21 protein-coding genes are annotated in these 20,642 nt (G+C 70.0%); 10 read left to right on the plus strand and 11 right to left on the minus strand.

Going from position 1 to position 20,642, the window contains the following annotated elements:
• The first annotated feature begins 5 nt into the window (after nucleotides 1-5).
• Nucleotides 6-1,007: an endonuclease/exonuclease/phosphatase family protein gene (locus tag IEY87_RS27830; protein WP_189142029.1), complete on the plus strand. Its 1,002-nt coding sequence runs from the start codon at nucleotides 6-8 to the stop codon at nucleotides 1,005-1,007.
• On the opposite strand, the gene IEY87_RS27835 is transcribed toward IEY87_RS27830, so the two are convergent.
• From IEY87_RS27835 to IEY87_RS27845, 3 genes are all read right to left on the minus strand, one after another.
• Nucleotides 994-1,581: a hypothetical protein gene (locus IEY87_RS27835; protein ID WP_225277778.1), complete on the minus strand. Its 588-nt coding sequence runs from the start codon at nucleotides 1,579-1,581 to the stop codon at nucleotides 994-996. The two genes, IEY87_RS27830 and IEY87_RS27835, sit on opposite strands and share 14 nt — an antisense overlap.
• Nucleotides 1,575-2,090: a M48 metallopeptidase family protein gene (locus IEY87_RS27840; RefSeq protein WP_189141766.1), complete on the minus strand. Its 516-nt coding sequence runs from the start codon at nucleotides 2,088-2,090 to the stop codon at nucleotides 1,575-1,577. The genes IEY87_RS27835 and IEY87_RS27840 overlap by 7 nt, the downstream gene beginning before the upstream one ends.
• Nucleotides 2,091-2,157: 67 nt before the next feature.
• On the minus strand, nucleotides 2,158-2,940 hold the full coding sequence (locus IEY87_RS27845) for an enoyl-CoA hydratase/isomerase family protein (RefSeq protein WP_189141767.1): 783 nt from the start codon (nucleotides 2,938-2,940) through the stop codon (nucleotides 2,158-2,160).
• 239 nt (nucleotides 2,941-3,179) lie between these two features.
• Between IEY87_RS27845 and IEY87_RS27850 the strand changes: the two genes are divergently transcribed.
• Nucleotides 3,180-4,505, plus strand: coding sequence for a ThiF family adenylyltransferase (locus IEY87_RS27850; protein ID WP_189141768.1), 1,326 nt, complete (start codon nucleotides 3,180-3,182; stop codon nucleotides 4,503-4,505).
• Between the two features lie 105 nt (nucleotides 4,506-4,610).
• On the plus strand, nucleotides 4,611-5,903 hold the full coding sequence (locus IEY87_RS27855) for an ABC1 kinase family protein (RefSeq protein WP_263652784.1): 1,293 nt from the start codon (nucleotides 4,611-4,613) through the stop codon (nucleotides 5,901-5,903).
• Between the two features lie 178 nt (nucleotides 5,904-6,081).
• On the opposite strand, the gene IEY87_RS27860 is transcribed toward IEY87_RS27855, so the two are convergent.
• Entirely contained in the window at nucleotides 6,082-6,678 is a 597-nt protein-coding gene (locus IEY87_RS27860; protein ID WP_189141770.1) for a TetR/AcrR family transcriptional regulator, read from the minus strand.
• Between the two features lie 54 nt (nucleotides 6,679-6,732).
• Between IEY87_RS27860 and IEY87_RS27865 the strand changes: the two genes are divergently transcribed.
• Nucleotides 6,733-7,530 (plus strand): SDR family NAD(P)-dependent oxidoreductase, encoded by a 798-nt coding sequence (locus IEY87_RS27865; RefSeq protein WP_189141771.1) that lies wholly within the window; start codon nucleotides 6,733-6,735, stop codon nucleotides 7,528-7,530.
• A 126-nt stretch (nucleotides 7,531-7,656) separates the two neighbouring features.
• On the opposite strand, the gene IEY87_RS27870 is transcribed toward IEY87_RS27865, so the two are convergent.
• Both IEY87_RS27870 and IEY87_RS47025 read right to left on the minus strand, forming a co-directional pair.
• Entirely contained in the window at nucleotides 7,657-8,043 is a 387-nt protein-coding gene (locus IEY87_RS27870) for a VOC family protein (RefSeq protein WP_189141772.1), read from the minus strand.
• Complete coding sequence (locus tag IEY87_RS47025) at nucleotides 8,040-8,864, minus strand: arsenate reductase/protein-tyrosine-phosphatase family protein (RefSeq protein ID WP_189141773.1); 825 nt, start codon at nucleotides 8,862-8,864, stop codon at nucleotides 8,040-8,042. The genes IEY87_RS27870 and IEY87_RS47025 overlap by 4 nt, the downstream gene beginning before the upstream one ends.
• 264 nt (nucleotides 8,865-9,128) lie before the next feature.
• On the opposite strand from IEY87_RS47025, the gene IEY87_RS27880 reads away from it, so the two are divergent.
• Entirely contained in the window at nucleotides 9,129-9,719 is a 591-nt protein-coding gene (locus tag IEY87_RS27880) for a hypothetical protein (RefSeq protein WP_189141774.1), read from the plus strand.
• A 411-nt stretch (nucleotides 9,720-10,130) separates the two neighbouring features.
• On the opposite strand, the gene IEY87_RS27885 is transcribed toward IEY87_RS27880, so the two are convergent.
• The 4 genes from IEY87_RS27885 to IEY87_RS27900 form a co-directional block, all read right to left on the minus strand.
• Nucleotides 10,131-10,400 carry a WhiB family transcriptional regulator gene (locus IEY87_RS27885; protein WP_189141775.1) on the minus strand — a complete coding sequence of 90 codons (270 nt, stop codon included), beginning with the start codon at nucleotides 10,398-10,400 and terminating at the stop codon, nucleotides 10,131-10,133.
• A gap of 130 nt (nucleotides 10,401-10,530) precedes the next feature.
• Nucleotides 10,531-10,794 (minus strand): hypothetical protein, encoded by a 264-nt coding sequence (locus IEY87_RS27890; RefSeq protein ID WP_189141776.1) that lies wholly within the window; start codon nucleotides 10,792-10,794, stop codon nucleotides 10,531-10,533.
• 107 nt (nucleotides 10,795-10,901) lie between these two features.
• Nucleotides 10,902-11,774 (minus strand): acyl-CoA thioesterase, encoded by an 873-nt coding sequence (locus IEY87_RS27895; protein ID WP_189141777.1) that lies wholly within the window; start codon nucleotides 11,772-11,774, stop codon nucleotides 10,902-10,904.
• A 70-nt stretch (nucleotides 11,775-11,844) separates the two neighbouring features.
• Entirely contained in the window at nucleotides 11,845-13,887 is a 2,043-nt protein-coding gene (locus tag IEY87_RS27900) for an ATP-dependent DNA helicase UvrD2 (protein WP_189141993.1), read from the minus strand.
• A 153-nt stretch (nucleotides 13,888-14,040) separates the two neighbouring features.
• Between IEY87_RS27900 and IEY87_RS27905 the strand changes: the two genes are divergently transcribed.
• Nucleotides 14,041-14,946 (plus strand): alpha/beta hydrolase, encoded by a 906-nt coding sequence (locus tag IEY87_RS27905; RefSeq protein ID WP_225277776.1) that lies wholly within the window; start codon nucleotides 14,041-14,043, stop codon nucleotides 14,944-14,946.
• Nucleotides 14,947-15,013: 67 nt separating this feature from the next.
• On the plus strand, nucleotides 15,014-15,262 hold the full coding sequence (locus IEY87_RS27910; RefSeq protein WP_263652783.1) for a glutaredoxin family protein: 249 nt from the start codon (nucleotides 15,014-15,016) through the stop codon (nucleotides 15,260-15,262).
• A gap of 1 nt (nucleotide 15,263) precedes the next feature.
• On the opposite strand, the gene nudC is transcribed toward IEY87_RS27910, so the two are convergent.
• Nucleotides 15,264-16,244: an NAD(+) diphosphatase gene (nudC, locus tag IEY87_RS27915; RefSeq protein WP_229699395.1), complete on the minus strand. Its 981-nt coding sequence runs from the start codon at nucleotides 16,242-16,244 to the stop codon at nucleotides 15,264-15,266.
• A 145-nt stretch (nucleotides 16,245-16,389) separates the two neighbouring features.
• On the opposite strand from nudC, the gene IEY87_RS27920 reads away from it, so the two are divergent.
• From IEY87_RS27920 to IEY87_RS27930, 3 genes are read left to right on the plus strand one after another with little or no spacing between them, the layout of a single operon-like run.
• Nucleotides 16,390-17,526, plus strand: coding sequence for an ATP-grasp domain-containing protein (locus IEY87_RS27920; RefSeq protein WP_189141779.1), 1,137 nt, complete (start codon nucleotides 16,390-16,392; stop codon nucleotides 17,524-17,526).
• Complete coding sequence (locus IEY87_RS27925) at nucleotides 17,523-19,052, plus strand: IucA/IucC family protein (protein ID WP_189141780.1); 1,530 nt, start codon at nucleotides 17,523-17,525, stop codon at nucleotides 19,050-19,052. The genes IEY87_RS27920 and IEY87_RS27925 overlap by 4 nt, the downstream gene beginning before the upstream one ends.
• Complete coding sequence (locus IEY87_RS27930) at nucleotides 19,053-20,639, plus strand: IucA/IucC family protein (RefSeq protein ID WP_189141781.1); 1,587 nt, start codon at nucleotides 19,053-19,055, stop codon at nucleotides 20,637-20,639.
• The last annotated feature ends 3 nt before the right edge of the window (nucleotides 20,640-20,642 follow it).

A 20,642-nucleotide genomic window follows, 5' to 3' on the forward strand; every position in this document is an offset into this window, starting at 1 on the left:
GGCATGTGGAGGTTTCGGCCGAAAGTCCCGTCGGCGGCACCATTGTCACTCCCGTTCGCCGCAAGCGCAGTGGGCGCGCCCGCGCCACGCTGACCTGGCTGGCCGTGACGCCGTTCGCGGCCTGGGCCGTCGCCAGGCTGGCGGGGCTGGAGCGCGGGTCGATCTCGACCCAGCTCATGACCGCCACCCCGTACGCCGCCGCGGGTTCGCTGATCCCCCTGCTCATCGCCGCGCTGGGGCGCAGGCGCGCCGCCACCGTGGTCGCCCTGCTCACCACCACCGCGCTCGGCTTCAGCGTGCTGCCCCGGGCGTTCGGCACGGCTGAGGCCACTCCGGGCAGTCCGCTCAGGGTGCTGAGCATCAACATGCTGTTCGGGCAGGCCGACACCCAGGCGATCATGAAGATGGTGTACGACCTCGACGCCGACGTGCTCAACACGCAGGAGCTGACTCCCGAGGCGGTCGAGCGGCTGGACCAGGCCGGCCTGCGTGAGCTGATGCCGCACCGCGTGGTCCAGGCCGAATGGTCCGCGGGCGGGAGCGGGTTGTTCTCCAGGCATCCACTCGACCCGATCGCCGGTGTGGCGGCGCGCTCCGGGAGCCACAACATGCCCGCGGCGCGGCTGACGCTGCCCGGCGCCCGGCCGATCGAGTTCATCGACGTCCATCCGTTCCCGCCGCTCGGCCGTCAGGTGACCGAGTGGAACGAGTCCCTGGAGTCCTTCCCCGGCGCCTCCGCCGAGACCGTGCGGATCCTGGCCGGCGACTTCAACGCCTCACTCGACCACGCGGCGATGCGCCGCCTGCTCGATCGCGGCTACAAGGACGCCGCCGCCCAGGTCGGCGCCGGGCTGATCCCCACCTGGCCGGCGAACAAGCGGATTCCGCCGATCATCACCATCGACCATGTGCTGGTCGACCATCGGGTGGGGGTGAAGGCCGTCAGCGTGCACGACGTGCCCGGCACCGATCACCGGGCGGTGTTCGCGGAGCTCACCGTGCCGTGAGCAGGGCGCGCGTGTTGTCCCAGCCTTCGAGACCGGGGTCCAGGCGCTCGACGTCGTCCGGGGTGCGCAGGCGGTGCCAGCCCGGCGTGGTCGCCACCATCCGCGAGCCGGGAGCCTGCGCGCGCAGCGTCGCCACCAGGTCCGGGTCGTCCAGGTCCGGGTCCGCCCAAGCGGGTGCGGGCAGGCCGCAGGCCAGCGCGACGGCCCCGCCGCGCTCGGCCGGGCTGACCGTGATCTGCGCCCGGCCCAGCTCCCTGAACAGCTTGCCGACCAGCAGCGGCGGCAGGTCCGGCGCGTCGCCCGCGATCACCGCCGCCTGGTCGCCGCCGAGCCTGCCGAGGATGCTCCTGAGTGATTCGTCCTCGGCAATGGAGATCACCTCGGTGCCGGGCCAGACGATCTCGTCCAGGCCGGGGACGCTCGTCACCAGGACGGGGGTCACGAGCTCCAGGCCGGAGACCATCTCGTAGGTGTCCTCGGCCACCGCCTCCAGCCACGACCGTGCGTCGACGCCTCGGGGGGCGGACCTCGCCATGCTCTGCCGTACCAGGACCGCGACGACGCGCGTCAACATTCCTCCGGTGCCGTCTGCGCCGCGACGGAGAATCCTTCGAGGAACCCGCGCGCCCGCTCTGCCTTGGGATATTGTTCGACCAGCGCCCAGAAACGGGGGCCGTGGCTCGGCACCAGCAGGTGCACGAGCTCGTGGATGATGACGTAGTTGATGACCCATTCGGGTAGGCCCTTGAGGCGGGTCGAGATCCTGATCGTGCCGCTCTCCGGAGTGCACGAGCCCCATCGATGCTGCTGGTTGTCAACCCAGCGGACGCTCACGGGGTCGGCTCTGCCGTCGAGATACTTCATCGACAGCTCCTTGGCCCGCTCGAGGAGCGCTTCGTCCGTCGGCCGCCGTCGGCGTTCCTTCGCAGCAAGCCGATCGAGCATCCGGCTCACCCACTCATCAGCGTCCTCGCCGCTCAGCCAGGCGGGCAGGAGCACAATCGTCTTGTCGCCGTCACGGTATGCGGAGACCGTGCGCCGGCGACGAGAACTACGTCGGACCTCGACTGTCTCGGGGGGCACATATGCACGTTAGCCGAGACTGGCGGAATTCCACAGAGGGTGGACGCTGTTTCTGCTGGTCAGATGATTAAGACCCGGTGAATTTGGGAACACGACTTTCCCGATGCGCCGTCAGGCCCTCGATCATGTCGGCGGATGTCATGGTCACCGGCTGGGCCAGGGATTCCCATCTGAGCGCGGCTTCCAGGTGTTGATGATCCTCATTGAGTGCCACTTTCGTGAGTTTGGTGGCAATGGGGGCGTTGCCGGCCACCGTTCTGGCGATAGCCATCACTTCCGACATAAGGTCATTTTTTGGGAAAGATCGATTTACTAGGGCTTTGTCGGCTGCTTCGGCGCCTGAGAGGGTACGGCCCGTCAGGAGCATCTCCCTCGCCAGGCCGGTGCCCGCCCGCCTCGGCAGCAGGTAGGTGGCGGCCATCCCCGGGTGCAGGCCGAGTGCCGTGAACGGTGCCAGCAGCTTGGCGTCGTCGGCGGCGTACACGAGGTCGCACGCCAGCGCCACGCACAGGCCCGCCCCCACGGCCGCGCCGTTCACCGCGGCGATCGTGGGAACCTCCAGCTCGGTGATGGAGAGCCAGGAACGGTAGAAGGCGAGCATCCTGTCGCGCAGCCGATCCACCGGCTCCACGCCCCGCTCCCCCAGCCACGACAGGTCCCCGCCGGCGCAGAAGGCGGTGCCGGCGCCGGTGACCACGACGCAACGGACGTCTCGGTCCCTGGCGAGGGCGGCCATGGTCCGTTGCCAGGCGTCGGTCATGCCGTCGGTCATGGCGTTGCGTACGTCGGGGCAGTTGAGGGTGACCAGGACGACGCCGTCGTCCTGGTGATCGACGAGAAGCTCGCTCATGCGGGGAAGCGTAGCTTTGGAGCGGCCGTCTCCGGTGGGTGGTCCGTCTTCATCGGGCGGTTATCCACAGGGTTTCTGTTGTTGGCGGAAGTTATCCACAGGGCCGAGAAAAGAGTCTCGGGATCTTGGAGACTCGTGCGAATCTTCACGGCATGAGGCCACGCGTGAAACCCGCCCTGCGGTGCGTCGACCGTGACGAGCACACCCTCCAGATCGGCCTGCACCCTCAGCGGGCGCTCATGCTGAACGGCCTGACCCGGCCGATCCGCCAGTGGTTCGACACTCTCGACGGCACCCGTGACCTCGCCCACGTCCTGCGCGAGGCCGTGGCGGCCGGACTGGACGAGCCCAGCGCCCGATCCCTGCTCGATCAGCTCATGCGACAGGGCGTGATTCACGACGCCGGCGCCCCGCCGTTGCCTCTCCCCTTGGCTGAGCTCGACCGCCTCAGGCCCGACCTGGACGCCCTGGATCTGGCTTCGTCCACCCCTGACGGCGGCCGGGCAACGATGCGCCGCAGGAGACAGGCGCAGGTGCGCGTCTACGGCGCCGGCCGGGTGGGCGCCCAGATCGTCGCCCTGCTGGCCGCTGCCGGCGTGGGCACGATCCGCGTGATCGATCCCGAACCGACCCGCCCGGAGGACCTCACGCCCGGCGGCCTGACCTGGTCCGAGCTCGGCCTCAGCCGCCAGGACGGCGCGGTGGCACTCGCCCGCAGAGCGACCAGCCCAATCCCACAAGAGCCCACCCACAACCCCACCCCGAGTTCCCCGAGCTCTCCCTCTACCGCCAGCATCACCAACCGTCGAAGCCGCACCAAAGACGCCAAACCGGGCCGCGCACCCTCAACCGGCAGCGCTGCAGACCACCCGGGCCGGATCCCGGGTGCGAGACCCGGCCGCGCCCTTTCTGCCCCCAGCGGTGCGGACCATCCCGGCACCACCGTGGACGCCGACCTCGGCAAGCCACCTGCGGCGCGTGCAGACCGCGAGGGCACGAACACCAGACCCGGCCGCGCCCGCTCCGCCCTCAGCGGTGCGGAGCCCTGGGATCCGACCGTGGACGCGAAAGCCGGTGGGCCTTACCTGGGCGACAGAACCCAGCGGCCCGACCTCGTGATCCTCGCTCCGGTGCGCCCGCTCGACCGAGTGCTCGCCAACGAGCTCCTCGACCTCGGCATCCCTCACCTTCTCGTGTCGGCCTTCGAGGGCCACGGTTGCGTGGGGCCGCTGGTCCTGCCTGGTCAGAGCGCATGTCTGCATTGCCTAGACTTGGCTCGTCGCGACGGCGACCCCGCCTGGCCGATCGTCACCGCACGCCTCGGCGGCTTCCCTCCTGGCGAAATCGCCTGCGATGCGGTCCTCGCGAGCCTGGTGGCGGCAGCGGCGACCGGCCACGCACTCGCTCATCTCGAGGGCCGGGACGCGGTTGTGACCAACGGCACAAGGGATGTCTCCCCCGATGGGAACTGGGAACGACGATCGTGGGTCATGCATCCGCAATGTCGGTGTACACGAAACAACCCATATCCGCGCACAATGGTCATGTCAGCTACCTGTGATTGACATGTTCAGGTATCGACCACGAAGGGGGGAAGTGGCGTCCCGTCTGGGATTCCGCGCATCAGTGTGAGCGATCTTCCACGCCGAGCAGTCACGCGCTCCGCCAAGTTGGCCGCCCTTCCACTCGGTTTCGCCGGTCGCACCGCCATGGGGCTGGGTAAGCGCATCGGCGGCAAGTCCGCGGAGATCGTCGCGGAGGAGATCCAGCAGCGCACCGCCGAGCAGATCTTCAAGGTCCTCGGCGAGCTCAAGGGCGGGGCCATGAAGCTCGGCCAAGCCCTGTCCATCTTCGAGGCGGCCCTGCCGCAGGAGATCGTCGGCCCGTACCGCGCCACGCTCACCAAGCTTCAGGACGCCGCGCCGCCGCTGCCGGCCGCCACCGTCCACAAGGTGCTCAGCGAGCAGCTCGGCGACGACTGGCGCGACAACTTCGTCTCCTTCGACGACCAGCCGACCGCGGCCGCCTCCATCGGCCAGGTGCACAAGGCCGTGTGGCATGACGGCCGGCAGGTCGCGGTCAAGATCCAATACCCGGGAGCCGGTAAGGCTCTGCTGGGCGACTTCGCGCAGTTGGCCCGCCTGGGCAAGATGTTCGGCGCGCTGCTTCCCGGTCTCGACATCAAGGCGGTGCTGGCCGAGTTGCGCGATCGGGTCGCCGAAGAGCTCGACTACCTGCGCGAGGCCGAGGCCCAGCACGCGTTCGCCCTGGAATTCCACAACGACCCCGACTTCCACGTTCCCGACGTGATCGCCGCCAACGAGATGATCCTGGTCAGCGAGTGGATGGACGGCACCCCGCTGTCCCGCGTCATCACCGACGGCACCAAGGAGGAGCGGGATCATGCCGGTCTGCTGTTCGTCCGGTTCCTGTTCTGCTCGCCGGCCCGCGTCGGCATGCTGCACGCCGACCCGCACCCGGGCAACTTCCGCATGCTGTCCAACGGCAAGCTCGGCATCCTCGACTTCGGCGCCGTCAACCGGATGCCCGGCGGCTACCCCCAGGTCTTCGGTCTCCTGACCCGCATCTTCAACCAGGGCGACATGGAAACCGTCGTCAACGGGCTGCGTGACGAGGGCTTCATCCGCCCCGGCATTGAGATCGACCCCGACGCCCTGCGCGCCTTCCTCGCCCCCTACGTCGAGCCGACAGCCGTCGAAGAGTTCACTTTCAGCCGCGAATGGCTTCGAGCCCAGGCAGCCAGCGTCACCGATCTCCGCCCCACCAACGTCGTGCGCCAGCTCAACCTGCCGGCCTCCTACGTCCTCATCCACCGCGTGCACGCCGCCGGAGTGGGTGTCCTATGCCAGCTCGGCACCACGGCCCGCTTCCGCGACGAGGCCATCCGCTGGGTCCCCGGCTTCCTGGAAGACCCCAACGACGAAGCCCTCGCCGTCCCCTGAGACACAACTTCCGCCATCCCTGAGACAAAGCTCCAGCCCTTCCCTCTGACGAAACCCGGGGCACTTCCCCTCTGACGAAACCCGGGCGCACTTCCCTCGAACGCGCTTCAAGCCCTCCAAACGTGTCTATGAGTCCTCCTCACCCGCAGGGGTGATCATGAGAGAAAGCCGTGGAGGGTCAGCACTTCCGCAGCGCGGCGCGGGTCTGCTCGGTGAACATGGGAGGGGCCGGCAATGGGTGGGCCGTGGCTGTGCGTAGGCCGTCCAGGGTCAGGGCGAGATGTCGTCGCCAGGCTCCTGGCACTACCTCGTGGGTGGCTCTGATGGTCGCCGCCACGCCCCAGAGCACGAAGGCCATGTCGGCGAGTGTGACGTCGGGCCGCAACTCCCCGGATCGCTGAGCGCGGTCGAGGATTTTCAGCATCAGACCGTACCCACGATCGCCGTCCACCGGCGCCGTCCGTGCGGCGAGGTCGTTGTAGCCGAGGTCGGCGGCCTGCAGTTCGCACACGCCGGTCAGGAACGCCACGAACCCATCCCAGGCGTCGTCCATCGCCAGTGCCCGCTCAGCCAGATCGGCGACGGTCGCCACTCGGTCCGCGAAGACCGCCTCCACCAGAGCGTCCCGGGTGGGGAACCGGTTGTAGAGCGTTCCGATGCTGACCCCGGCCGTGCGTGCGATCTCTTCGAGGGGCACGTCGAGCCCTCCATCCGCGAATAGTTGCCGGGCCGCCTGCAGGAGGCGCTCACGGTTCTGCACGGCGTCCTTGCGCATGTCCGCAAGCTTAGTTAACTTGAGGCATCTTTCAACTTGAGGGGAGTCTCAACTATGTCTCGCACCATCGTGGTCACCGGCGGCACGAACGGCCTCGGTATGGCCCTGGCCCGGCACTACGCCGAGCGCGGCGATCAGGTCGTGGCGGTGGGCAGCAGCGAGGAGGGCGGGCGGCGTCTGCGCGAGGTGGTCCCGATGGCGCAGTTCGTCCAGTCTGACCTCAGCTCCCTCCGCCAGACCCGTGACCTGGTGGAACGGCTGAGCGACGAGCACCCCGTGGTCGACGCGCTGGTGCTCGCCGCGTTCCGGTTCAACCCGGTACGGGTGGAGACTGACGAGGGTATTGAACACACCTTCGCCCTCTATGTGCTCAACCGATGGCTCATGGCCGACGGGCTGCGCGGCTCGTTGGAGAGCGCTGCGGCGCCTGTGATCATCAACTTGTGCGGCGCTGGGCAGGGCGGCCGGATTCGCTGGGACGACCTTCAACTGAAGGACAGGTACCGAGCGATCGCCGCGACCATGCAGGGCGCCAAGGCCGGCGAACTGCTCGGGGCGGCTTACGCCTCTGAGCGCACGAAGTACGTGCTGTACAACCCGGTGTTCGTCGCGACGGGGCTGCATGAGCCCTTCGGTCAGCCGCTGCGCGCTCTCGTCCGGATGGCATCGGTGGTCTTCGCCCAACCGGTGGCCAAGGCCGTGCCGCCGATCGCCGCGCTGATCGACCACCCGCCGGCCGAGGCTCTCACGGCCTGGAAGAAGGGCAAGATCATCGATCTGGCCGTGGACCGGAATGAGGCGCGGCGTTTCGAGGAAGCCATCCGCCCCATGGCCCAATCCGCCTCCTCATAGCGTTCCTGACCCAGCTCGCCTTCCCATAAAGCTCCTGACCCAGCTCGCCCTCCTTAGAGCTCCTGGCCCAGCTCGCCTCCCATAAAGCTCTGGCTCAGTCCGCCGTGGAAGTTCTGAAGAGGGGATTCACGGGGAAGCGGGTTCGAAGAGTTCGATGAGGTTGCCGGCTGGGTCGGCCAGGAGGATCTGGTGTCCGCCGGGGCCGGCGATGACGTCGCTGCGGAAGGACAGCCCAGCGGTGCGTAGCCGGGCGATCTCGGCTTCAAGGTCGTGAACGATGAGGTGGATGCGGTTGCGGCCGGGGGCGGTGGAGTCGTCGGGGGTGGCGCGGGCACCGGAGCTCGCAGGGCCGGACAGGAGCAGGCGCAAGGGGCCGCGTACCACGTCGGCGAAGGCGGGGGCCGGGTTGGTGTGCAGGGTGAAGCCCAGGTGGCTCGTGTAGAAGTGGACGGCGGCGGCCACATCGTCGACGATGTAGCGGACGCTGACGAGTTCGTCGGGTGTAGTGGTCATGGCTCGATCTCCGAGTTCGTGGCGTGGGCGAGGACGGGCAGCAGGTAGCGAATACGGGTGTCGATCTCCGCCGCCATGTCTCTGCAAGCGGAGTAGCTCGCCCTGTCGACGTCGCTCATAGCTGCCCGGTCGAGGTCGCTCGTAGCTGGGTGGTCGAGGACGTGGGTGGGGGGTGGGGCGGGGATGCTCCAATGGGTCTGGCGCGGTCGGCCGGTGAAGTCGGGGCAGACCTCGCGGACCTTGTCGCACAGGGTGATCAGGTGATCGAAGCGGCGGTGGGCCATCGTGTCCAGGTGGCGGGGCCGCTGGTCGGCGAGGTCGATGCCGTAGTGCTCGCGTAGGACTCGTACGGCGTGAGGGTGTATGCGCGGGTTGGGGTGGCTGCCGGCGCTGGTCACCTTCACGTGGCCGCCGGTGCGGTGGCGCAGCAGGGCCTCGGCGATCGGTGAGCGGGCGCTGTTGCCCGTACATGCGAACAGCACCCGAAGCCGAGGGGTGGCGGTGGCCGGTGGCGGGGTGGGGGCCAGGCGCAGCGCCGGATGCAGGGCGAGGCCGGTGGCGGTCAGGGCGTGCGTGCAGCGCTCCAGGTCCAGGTGGTAGTAGCTGTCGCGGGCGTCGAAGCTGCTCCTGTGGGCGGTGACCAGACCGCCGCCGCGGAGCAGCCGTAGATGGTAGGAGACCAGGCTCTGCGGCTCGCCGAGCAGGTGGACCAGCTCACGGACCCGATAGTCGCTCGTGGCCAGTGCGGTCAGCAGCCGCCACCGCAGCGGGTGGGCGGCCAGCCGCACGAACGCCGGAGGCGTCTGATCCCTGGACACCATGCCAGCAGAATACATCAATTTCATTTGATGGACTTTAAATCGGTCGATGGGCGCTGCGCGGCCGGCCGAGTTGATGCGTGGGTCCGATGTCCTCCAGGAGATGTGCATCCCGGACCGGGCAGCGAAGCAGCGAACTGTCTGTCGCGTCGCTCGTCGAGTTCTTTCGGGGTGCTTACGACGGCCCGCCGAGGCTTAGCCGGTGGCCCTGGGGCGCGCATGCTTACGGCGTAATCACCAAGAAGGAAGCTGGAAGGAAGGTCGTACATGCGTCTCTACCGGATAGCCGCCGTGGCTGCCTATGTCTGTGCCGTGCTGCTGGTCGTGAATGTGCTCCGTCGCGCGGGGGTCGTCCCCGAGACGGCTCTCACCCATGCCATCGCCCCGTTCGGAGCGTTGACGGGGCTGTTCGCGATCACCGGGCTCTACCTGCTCATCCGTGGCAGCGCGGGGAATCTCGGCCTGGTCGGATATCTGCTCAACTCCGCCGGTCTCGCGGGAGCGTTCGCCATCGAGTACGCGTTGCACTTCATTTTCCCGTCGCTCGACGGCGCCACGGTCACCGGGCTCCTCGCGGGGGGCACGGGGATGGCGTTCCTCGTCACTTCGGTCGTTCTGGTGGCGGGGGTGCTGACGTTCGGCGCGGCGGCCCTCCGGAGCGGCCTGCTTCCTCCACCGGGCGTCGCCCTCTACGTCGTGGGGATGATTCCCGGCTCGCTGCGAAGCGCGTTACCGGCGCCGGTCTACCTCATCGGCCTGGTCGTGGCCGCGGCGGGGATCGTCTGGATGGCAACCCGCCTGTGGTCGGCCGAGGACGATCCGGGGATGGTCGCCGCCTCCGGGGCCGTCGCGCACTGACGGCCGAGCCGAGCCGCACAGGTCAGGAGCCGCGAACGACACCGACGGCCGAGCCGAGCCGTACAGGTCAGGAGCTGGGAACGACACCGCCCCGCACGGAACAGGTCGTGTTCCGTGCGGGGCGATTAAGTTGATCTCGGAGGATCCGGGAGATCCTGCGCCGGCGGCAGGATCTCCCGGATCAGCCCTCCATGCCCAGGGCCCGGCTGAGGCGTTCATTCGCCCGTCGGACCCCGCGCTCAGCTCGCTGGATGCGGCTGATGCGAGCGACCAGGCGTTGCTCTCGCGCCTCCCGATGGAGGGTTTGTATTCGGTCGTTTACCAATTCATGGTAGAGATACGGCGCCGAGATGTGACTCGTCGGGATGCTCATTGCCTGTCTTCTTTCTGTTGGAAGGCTGTGCAGGAACTTCAGGCAGCGACCGGGTGCTTGCGCGGACGCCCGCGCGGACGCTTACGGGGTACGACGGTCCCGCGGAGGATCAGCTCGCCACCCCAGACGCCCCATGGCTCCTCGCGCTCGAGCGCGCGGGCCAGGCAGGCCTTCTGGATCGGGCAGCCGCCACAGAGCGCCTTGGCGAACTCGACGTCCTCCGGTGACTCTGCGAACCACAGGTCAGGGTCGGTACGGCAGGGGATCTCGGCTTCGTCGATCAGGTCCATGATCGTCTTCGCCCCCATCTGCTTTCTCCTTCGATCGGTCTTTTTGATCTTGTTCTGGCACCTCGTGGGTGTTCGGGGGATCACGGACAAACAAAGAGGCCGCGGATCCTGTGTGCGGATCCGCGGCCTGGGGGCTCCTATGTGCCGGTCAGGTTATGACCGGCGCATCCCTCCAGGGTTGCGGACCGCACCTTCCACCCTTGGTGAACTGCGGGGTCGACACTTCATTGCCTGCGACGAAGGCAGGGGCGATCAGGGCGGCCGCACCGAAATGGGCACGCGCATAGAAAGCCGGGTCCTGACGACGGGCAGACTGCTCCCGCCGCAGCTTGGCCGGCCCATCGACGAGCCTGACCGAGTCACGGCATGCGGAAGCGAGCCACTGCGTGGCCGTCATCTTGATGCTGATCACCGGGGCTCACCTCCACTCTGGGATCGTCGGGCTGATTGCCCGACTCGCTTGTCCAAGACCCTAAACCGGGATCCGGGAACTGGGCAACATATTTTCTACCTGCAGTTTTACGATTTTCTCAACCGGATCATGACCTCCTGCACCACCGACACCACCAGCTCGCCCGACGCGGTGAACATCTCGCCCCGCGCGAGCCCTCTCGCCGCCCCTGACCAGGGGGATTCCTGGGCGTACAGCAGCCAGTCGTCGGCCCGGAACGGCCGGTGGAACCACATGGCGTGATCAAGGGAGGCGCCCATCATGTCCGAGGCTCCCCAGGCCATGCCGTGCGCCAGCAGGACCGTGTCGACCAGGGTGAAGTCGGAGGCGTAGGCGGCCAGCACCACGTGCAGCAGCGGATCGTCCGGCAGGTCGGCGTCGTAGCGGAACCAGACGTTGGTCTCGGCGGAGCGCAGCTCCGGATTCATGTACGCCTCCCAGGTCAGCGGGGAGGCGTACCGGGAGTCCACCGGGCGCGGCCGGGAGACCCATTCGCGTAGTTCGGGGTGGGTGCCGAGCAGCCCCGACATCCGCTCCTGGTAGCCGGGCAGCGACTCGGCGTCCGGCACGTCCGGTTTCACCAGTGCCTGGTGCTGCACGCCGTCCTCCAGGACGTGGAACGACGCGGACATCGTGAAGATGGTCTTGCCGTGCTGGATGGCCGTGACCCGGCGCGTGGTGAACGACCTGCCGTCCCGCACCCGTTCGACGTTGTAGACGATCGGCACCGAGGGGTCGCCGGGGCGGATGAAGTAGGCGTGCAGGGAGTGCACGTTCCGGTCGGAGTCCACGGTGCGACCGGCCGCGACCAGCGCCTGCGCGGCGACCTGCCCGCCGAAGACGCGCTGGATGCGCTCCCTCGGGCTGCGCCCCCGGAACAGGTCCAGTTCGAGCTGCTCAAGATCGAGCAGGTCGAGGAGTTCCTTCAGCGCCTCGTTCACAAAGAGCCCCTCATATCTGCCGTACGGGAAATCCGCCCCCAACATGGTGCCACTACCGCAGAACCGCACATCACGGAGAGGCGGCGCGGCAGAGGCCAAGGACCGCCTCGCCGTAGCGGTCGAGCTTGACGCGGCCGATGCCGGCGATGGACAACAGCTCCTGCTCGGTGGTGGGCGCGCGCTCCGCGATGGCCTGCAGCGTCACATCGGTGAACACGACGTACGGCGGCAGCTTCGCCTCCTTGGCGGTGGCCGCGCGCCAGACCTTCAGGTTCTCCAGCAGGGCCTCGTCGTAGTCGGCCGGGCAGGTGGCGCAGCGGCCCAGCTTCTGCTCCGGCGCCGTCGTCAGGGACCTGGCGCAGACCCGGCAGCTCACCGGAGGCGCGACCGTACGACGTTCGCGGGCGGGCGCCGCCGCGCGCGGTGAGGCGGGCGCGCGGCCGGTGAGGCCGTCCAGGAAGCGGGACGGGCGGCGGCTCTTACGGCCTCCAGGGGCGCGGGACAGCGCCCAGGACAGGGACAGGTGCTCGCGGGCCCGGGTGACGCCGACGTAGAGCAGGCGGCGCTCCTCCTCGATCTGCTCCGGGGTCTCGGCGTAGATGATGGGGATCATGCCGTCGGTCAGGCCGACGAGGAAGACGGCGTCCCACTCCAGGCCCTTGGCGGCGTGCAGGGAGGCCAGGGTGACCCCCTCGATCGGCGGCGCGTGCTGCTCGGACGCGCGGCGTTCGAGCTCGGCGACGAACGCCTGCAGATCCGCGCCGGTGGCGGCCAGGTCCTCGGCCAGGTCCGCCAGGGCCTTGAGGGACTCCCACTTCTCGCGTGCCTTGCCGCCGCCGGGCGGTGCCGGCGTCAGGCCGACGCCCGCCAGGATGTGGTGGACCTCGGCGGCCAGCGGCTCGCCGGCGGCGGAGCGGGCCGCGCCGCGCAGCAGCACGACCGCCTGCCGTACCTCTGGACGCTCGAAGAAGCGCTCGGCCCCGCGCAGGACGTAGGGGATCTCGGCCTTGGACAGGGCCTGCTCGTAGGCCTCCGACTGGGAGTTGGTGCGGAACAGCACGGCGATCTCGCGGGACGGCACGCCCTGGTCGATCAGCTTGCGGATGGCGCGGGCGACTCCGGCGGCCTCGGCCGGCTCGTCGTCGTAGTCGGCGAAGGTCGGCCGGGGGCCTTCGGGGCGCTGCGCGATCAGCTCCACGCGGTGCGGTGATCTGCCCTTGGCGATGACCAGGTTGGCCAGGTCCACCACCTGAGGCGTGGAGCGGTAGTCACGGACCAGCTTGATGACCGCGGCGTCCGGGTGCTCGACGGCGAAGCCGGTCAGGTAGCGCGGGGTGGCGCCGGTGAAGGAGTAGATCGTCTGGTTGGGGTCGCCGACCACGCAGACGTCCTTGCGCCCGCCGAGCCAGGTGTCGAGCAGGAGCTTCTGCAGCGGGTTGACGTCTTGGTACTCGTCGACGACGAAGTAGCGGTATTGCTGGCGGATCTGGCCCGCCACCTCCTGGTGCTCGGTCATCACCGCGGCGGTGAGCTCCAGGATGGTCTCGAAGTCGACCAGGTGGCGCTCGCGCCTGATCCGCTCGTAGCCCTCGTAGAGGCGGGCCACCTCCTCGGCGGGCACGGGAGAGGTGCGGTGGTGCTTGGCCGCCGCCGCGACGTAGTCCTCCGGCCCGACCTGGGTGACCTTGGCCCACTCGACCTCGGCCGCGATGTCCCGCAACTCGGACCGATCCGGATTTTTCCGGATCTGGCGGCAGGCTTCCACCAGCACCGGCAGCTTGGACTCGATCACCGAAGGCGCCTCGCCACCGATCACCCGGGGCCAGAAATAGGTGAGCTGCCGCAGCGCGGCGGCGTGGAAGGTGCGCGCCTGCACCCCGGGCGCGCCCAGCGCGCGCAGCCGCTGCCGCAGCTCGCCGGCCGCCCGTGTGGTGAATGTCACTGCCAGCACGCTGCGTGCGTCGACGACTCCGCTGCGCACGGCATGAGCGATGCGGTGCGTAATCGCTCTGGTCTTGCCCGTGCCGGCGCCGGCGAGCACGCAGACCGGCCCACGCAGGGTCTCTGCCACCTCACGCTGCTCCGGATCGAGCCCGGACAGCACGTCATCCACGCTGTTCACTCATTCAGTCTCCCAGCCGGTGGCGGTCCGGACTCCATTCTGGCAAGCTGCGGCATTCACCCGCTGTGAGGCAACGAGGTGCAAAGAACCGGTTGCTTCCATCACAATGGGGCCGTCCCTGAGCATGGAGGAGAAAGGAAGGCCGTGCGAACAGCGGTTTCCTTGAGCGCGATCGCGCTCACGTGTGTCGCGCTCGCGCCCGCGACCGCGTCGGCGAGCACGGACCCCGTACCGGGTCCGACACCGACGACCTCCACGACCGATCTGGACGGGATGGGCGGTTTAGCCTCGGAGACCGTCTCCTACGGCAAGCACCGCCACCAGCAGATGGACGTCTGGTGGACCCCCGACGGGCAGAAGCGCCCGGGGATCTTCATCGTGCACGGCGGCTGGTGGTCCAGCGGCGACAAGAAGCAGATGACCGAGATCACGCGGAGTTACGCCGACCGCGGCTACACGGTCTTCAACATCAACTACCGGCTCTCCACCGAGGCGGCCTGGCCCGCGCAGCGCGTCGACGCGCTGGACGCCATCGCCACGGCCAAGCGGCACGCCGCCCGATGGGCGTTCGACACGAGCAACTTCGTGGTGACCGGCTTCTCCGCGGGCGGGCACATCGCCGCCGCCGTGGGCACCTACGGCAACGGCACGCCGGGGCTCAAGGGCGTCGTGGGCCTGTCGCCGATCATCTCGCCGCTGCGCGCCTACACCGACGGCGCCACCGCCGCCGACCCCTACGCCCAGCAGCTCCGCAAGGCGGCGATCCGGCTGGCCGGCGGCTGCGCGCCCAAGGGCAAGTGCTCGCGGGTCTGGGCCAGCATGGAGGTCGCCTGGCACGCCAGCAGCAAGGACGCGCCGATGCTGACCGTGCACTCGCAGTTCGAGTTCGTGCCTCCGGTGCAGAGCATGCTGGCGAAGAAGATGCTGGGCAAGGCGGGGGTGCCGGTGAAGGTCGTCACCGTGCCGGGCACGGCGCACGCCTCCGGGCTCTACCGCGACGTGCGCGTGGCCGAGCGGGTGCAGGCCTGGATTTCCGAACGCATCGGATAGGGGATTACCGGGGCGTCCCGCGTTGTTGCACGGGACGCCCGTTCCTGACCTTGGAGGAATCCCTGACATGGCGCTCACGGTCTACAGCACTTCGTGGTGCGGTCCCTGTAAGCGGCTGAAGTCGCAGCTGACCCGAGAAGGCATCCGCTTCGATGAGATCGACATCGAGCGCGACCCCGACGCGGCCGCGTTCGTGATGAGTGTCAACAACGGGAACCAGGTCGTGCCGACCGTGGTGATCGAGACGGCCAAGGGGCGCGTGGTCCGCACCAACCCCTCGGCCCGCGAGGTGAAGGCCCTCCTGGAAGCGGCCTGACCTACCAGTCACCCTCGAGGGGCTTGCCGTACCACGTCTCGATGAGACGGCGGGCGATGGAGACCGACGGCGGAAGACGCAGCTCTCCGGACTCCAGGGCCTCGGCCAGCTCCTCGCGGGAGAACCAGCGGGCTTCGGCGATCTCCTCGGTGTCGGGGGTCAGGTCGGTGGTGAGGGCTTCGGCGAAGAACCCGAGCATGAGGCTGCGCGGGAACGGCCAGGGCTGACTGCCGAGATAGCGCGGGTTGGTGACCGCGATGCCGACCTCCTCGGCCACCTCGCGGACGACGGCGGCCTCCAGGGACTCGCCGGGCTCCACGAAGCCGGCCAGGATCGACAGGCGGCCTTCGGGCCAGTGCGGGCCGCGGGCGAGCAGGCAGCGGTCGTCGGCGTCGCGGATCAGCATGATGACCGCGGGGTCGACGCGGGGGAAGTGCTGGCTCGCGTCCTGGGGGCAGACCCGGATGTGGCCGCCCGCCCGCACCTCGGTGCGGGTGCCGCAGCGCGGGCAGTAGTCGTGGGTGGTGTGCCAGGCCTCGAGCGCGACCGCGTAGACCAGCAGGCCGGCGTCGCGGTCGCCGAGCAGCCCGCCCGCCTGCCGCAGGCCGGCGGGGACCGCCTGGCCGTCGGGGGCGTCCCGCAGGCTCATGACGCTGGACAGGCGGCCGTTGACCTCGCCGGCGTGCCCGCCGGGCACGCCGGGCAGCGGCGCGGCCACCGCGAAGTAGGCGACGTCGTCCGCGACTCCCAGCAGATAGCGCTCGCCGGGCGGGGCCTCGGCGGTGGTGAGGAGCACGGCGTGGACCTCGTCGCCGGTGCGCCTGACGAGGGTGCGGCCGTTGTCGACGAGGAGCACCCGGGTCGCCGGATCCGCCCAGGCACGTTCCAACCAGGCGTCGTCGGCGCGCAACGCGCCCGATCTGTCGATGGTGCCGCGTGCGAGGAGCAGCGGTCCGATGAGTTGCTCTTCCGCGGTTTCCACGGCCCCACCCTTCCTAAATCCCATGTCATCCTATGACCTCGGGGTTGTCCGCCGATTACGAATCCACGGCTTCAGCCGGATCTTCGAGGGACTAGGATCTTGTGAGTTAGGCTAGGCTTACCTGATCCTCCGGGGGTGCCTCGCGTTGCGGCTCTACCTGACCGCGCTCAAAGCGACCGATTCGGTGACCGGCGGATTCCTGCCCGCCGCCCGCGCGCTGGGGTGTGCGGTGACGATCCTCACCGACCGGCCGGAGCGGCATCCCAGCGCCGTCGCCTGCGACGTGCGCGACCCGCGCGCTCTGATCGACACGATCGAGCACCTCGGCAGGCCCGACGCCCTCTTCTCCAACTCCGATCATCTGCAGGCGGAGACGGCCATGGCCGCCGACTACTTCGGGCTGCCCGGCAAGGACTGGCGGGCCTGCCTGACCGCCAAGAACAAGTTCCTGACCCGCCGCAGGCTCGCGCAGGCGGGGATCGAGCGGGTCCGCTCCGTCCGGCTGGGGCCCGGGGATCCGGTGCCGGACGGGCTGACGTACCCGCTCGTGGTCAAACCCAGGGAGGGGGTGGCCAGCGAGGACGTGCTGTACGTGGCGTCCGATCTGGCCGGAGCGGTCCGTACGATCAGGCGGCGACGGCCCGGCGAGTCGCTGGTCGTGGAGGAATATCTGGAGGGGCCGCTGCGCACGCTGGAGACCCTGGGCGACGGGGAGACTATCCAGGTGCTCGGCGGGTTCGCCACCACGCTGGGGCCGCTGCCGTACTTCGTCGAGGAGCGGCTGGACTGGGCGCCGGACGGGCCGCACGAGCACGTGCTGGCGGCGCTGCGGGCCATCGGGGCGGGCTTCGGCGCCTGCCACACCGAGTACGTCGACACCGCGCGCGGGCCGCGGATCGTCGAGATCAACTACCGGGTGATCGGCGACCACTGCGACTTCCTGCTCGCCGACCTGCTCGGCGTGCCGCTGTTCGAGTGGATCCTGCGGGTGCATCTCGGCGAGCGGGCGCCGCGGGTGCCCGCCGTCGACCGGTACGGCAGCGCGGTCAGCCTGGTCGCCGGCCGGTCCGGCACGATCACCTCGGCGCCCGGGGCGGAGGAGCTCGCCCGGGACGGCGTCCGGCTCTGGCACCGGCCGCTGCGCCAGGTCGGCGACCGGGTGGAGCGGACCCACACCAACCGCGACTACCTGGGCGTGATCAGAGCCGTCGGGCCGGACCGGGCCCGGGTGGACGCGGCCGTGCTCGACTACCGCGCCACCCGGCCCTGGGTCGTCGGATGAGGTCCAGGGAGGCGTACCTGGCCGCCCGGGTGCTCAACGCCCTGCTGCGCGAGGACTACGGCAGGCTGTCGGCCCGGGTGGGCAGGAGCCGGAGCGGCGTCGGACTGACGCTGGCCGACGGGCGGCTGGTGCGGCTGGCGACCGGCGCGCCGTTCCAGGACTTCGTGGTGGCCCCCGGCCAGCAGCTCGGGCTGGAGCAGGTGCTGGAGACGCTGGCCGAGCTCGCCGACCCGCAGGACGCGGCGGGCGTGGCGGCGTTCTTCGAGGAGTGCGTGGCGGCGCTGGCCGCCCTGGAGCTGCACGACGCGCACCTGCCCGACGTACTGGCCAGGAAGCCTTCCTACGAGTCGCTGGCGGCCTTCGCCGACCATCCGGTCTATCCGACCTCACGGGCCCGGCAGGGGCTGTCGGAGGCCGATCTGCTGGCGTACGCGCCGGAGTTCGCGCCCTCGTTCGAGCTGCGCTGGGCGGCGGTGCCGCGCCGGATGCTGGAGCCGGGCTCCGCACTCGGGCTGCCCGCCGACGTGCGGACGTGGGAGCCGGGCTCCGCGCTCGCGCTGCCCGCCGACGTGCGGACGCGCGAGCTGCCGGACGGCGAGGTGCTCTTCCCGGTGCATCCGCTGACCGTGGGCGAGGTGCGCGGGATCGACGGGGTGCGGGTGCTGGAGGAGGCGCGCGTCACCGTACGACCCACGCTGTCGATGCGGACCGTGGAGATCGACGCCCGCACGCATCTCAAGCTGCCGCTGCCCACCAGCACCCTCGGCCTGCGCAACCGGCGCTCGATCAAGGCCGGCACCCTGCGCGACGGCGCCCGCGCGGAGCTGCTGCTGCGCGCGCTCGCCGACTCCGACGTGCTGATCGCCGACGAGCAGAGCCACGCGCACGCGGGGCACGAGTACCTCGCCTGGATGGTGCGCAGGCTCCCGGCCGGGAAGGTGGTGCCGGTCGCGGCGCTGGCGATCCCGGGTGTGCTGGCCGAGCTGGGCGACGTGCTGCCCGCCTACCTGCGCCTCCTGCTGCGCTGGAACGTACGGCTGTTCGTCGAGTACGGCGTCGCGCTGGAGGCGCACCAGCAGAACCTGTCCCTGGTCTTCACCGGCGAGGGGATGAAGCTGCTGGTCAAGGACAACGACGGGCTGCTGGCCTCGCCCGCCAGGCTCGCGGCGGCCGGGGTCGCGGTGCCCGAGTTCGGCGATCCCCGGATGCTGACCGACGACCCGCACGCGCTGGCCGACGTGTTCGTGACCATCACGCTCCACCTGGCGGCCGCCGCCATCGCCTTCGGTGCGCTGCCGCACGCCCGCGCGGCCGCGCTGCTGCGCGACACGCTGGCCGAGGCGCTCAACGGCTACGGCGACGACCCGATGGCCAGACTCCTGCGGGCCAGGACGCTCGACGCCGCCCGGCTCACCGGCAAGTCCATGGTCACCGCCGGGACGCTGGTGGCCAAGGAGCGGACCGGCGCGGCGGACGTGAACAAGTTCTACGGCACCAGCGGGCCCAACTACCTGAGGAGAGCTTGAATGCACGGTCTGGCCCTCACCTCGCCCGCCGAGGAGGCCGAGGGGGCGACGCTCGCGGCGCTGCTGCGCTGCTGCGTCCGGGAGGTCGCCGGGCCGCGCGGCCTGGTCTGGCCGGCTCCGCCGTACGTGCTGCTGCGGGTGGGCGGCGAGTTGCTGCGGGCGCGCACGCGCGGCGGCGCGGCGCTGCGCTTCGAGGGGCGTCCCGAGCGGCTCGAAGCGGGCGCCTGGCACCCCCTGACGACCGACGAGCTGGTACGGCTGGCACAGGCGGATCTGGGGCGTGGACGCGGCCACAACGAGGAGTTCGCCGGGCAGGTGGCGGCCAGTCGTACGGCCATGGCGGTGATCCTGCGGGCCAGGGCCGCCGCCGTGCCGCCGGCCGATCCGTGGCTGGCCTCGGAGCAGGCGCTGGTGTACGGGCACCCGTTCCACCCGAGCCCGAAGGCGCGGGGCGGGCGGGGGTGGCTGCGGTACGCGCCCGAGGCGCACGCGAGTTTCCCGCTCCGGCTGCTGGGAGTGCGGGCGGACGCGCTGGCGCAGGAGGGCGACGTGACGGCGCTGGACGGGCTGGGAGAGGCGCCCGCCGGTTATCGGCTGCTGCCCGCGCATCCGTGGCAGCTCGACCTGCTGCGGCCCGCTCTGGGGGGCGAGCTGGTGGATCTGGGGCCGGGGCCCGCCGTCATGCCGACCTCGTCGGTGCGGACGGTGTACGCGCCGGATGCCGGGGTGTGCCTGAAGTTCAGCCTGGACGTGCGGATCACCAACTGTGTACGGAAGAACGCGTGGTACGAGCTGGCCGGGGCGGTGGAGCTGACCCGCCGACTCACCCCGATTTTCCACGATATTTCGCGAAAACATCCTGGGACGCGGTGGCTGCCCGAGCCCGGCTACCGCTCGGCCGACCTCGGCCCGCGCCTGCTGGAGGGCCTCGGCGTGATCGTCAGAACCGGGCCGTGGCTAGGCGGCTCCCCCGGCGTCACCCCGATCCTGGCCGGGGCCCTGGCCGCCGGCTCGCCCGCCCCGGAGGCGCTGGGCCGCGATCCGCTCGCGTGGTGGACCGCCTACGTCTCGGCGGTGGCTCGGCCGGTGCTGGAGCTCTACTTCACTCACGGCGTGATCCTGGAGCCGCACCTGCAGAACGTCCTGGTGGACCTGGACGCCTCCGGGCTGCCCGTGGCGGCCGTCTTCCGCGACCTGGAGGGCGCCAAGCTCGTCACCGGCCGGCACGACCTGACCGGGCTCGCTCCGCAGGTGGCGCGGGCCGTGTCGTACGACGCCGAGCGGGGCTGGGCGCGGGTGGTCTACTGCCTGCTGGTCAACCACCTGGTGGAGATCGCCGCCACGGTGGCGGGCCACGGCGCGGACGGCGAGGACGGCGCGGACGGCGAGGGGGAGATCCTGCCGGAGCTGTGGAAGGCGGCCCGCGAGATCCTCCTCCAGCAGGCCGGCGAGCTGGGCTGGCCGCTGCCGCTGTCCGACCTGCTGGCGGGCTCCCCGCTGCCGGCCAAGGCCAACCTGAGCGTGCGCTGGGCCAGGGCCGCCGACCGGTCCGCCGGATACGTACCGATCGCCAACCCGCTCGCGTGATCG

Origin of the sequence: Nonomuraea glycinis, assembly GCF_014646515.1 — a bacterium.
Lineage (GTDB): Bacteria > Actinomycetota > Actinomycetes > Streptosporangiales > Streptosporangiaceae > Nonomuraea > Nonomuraea glycinis.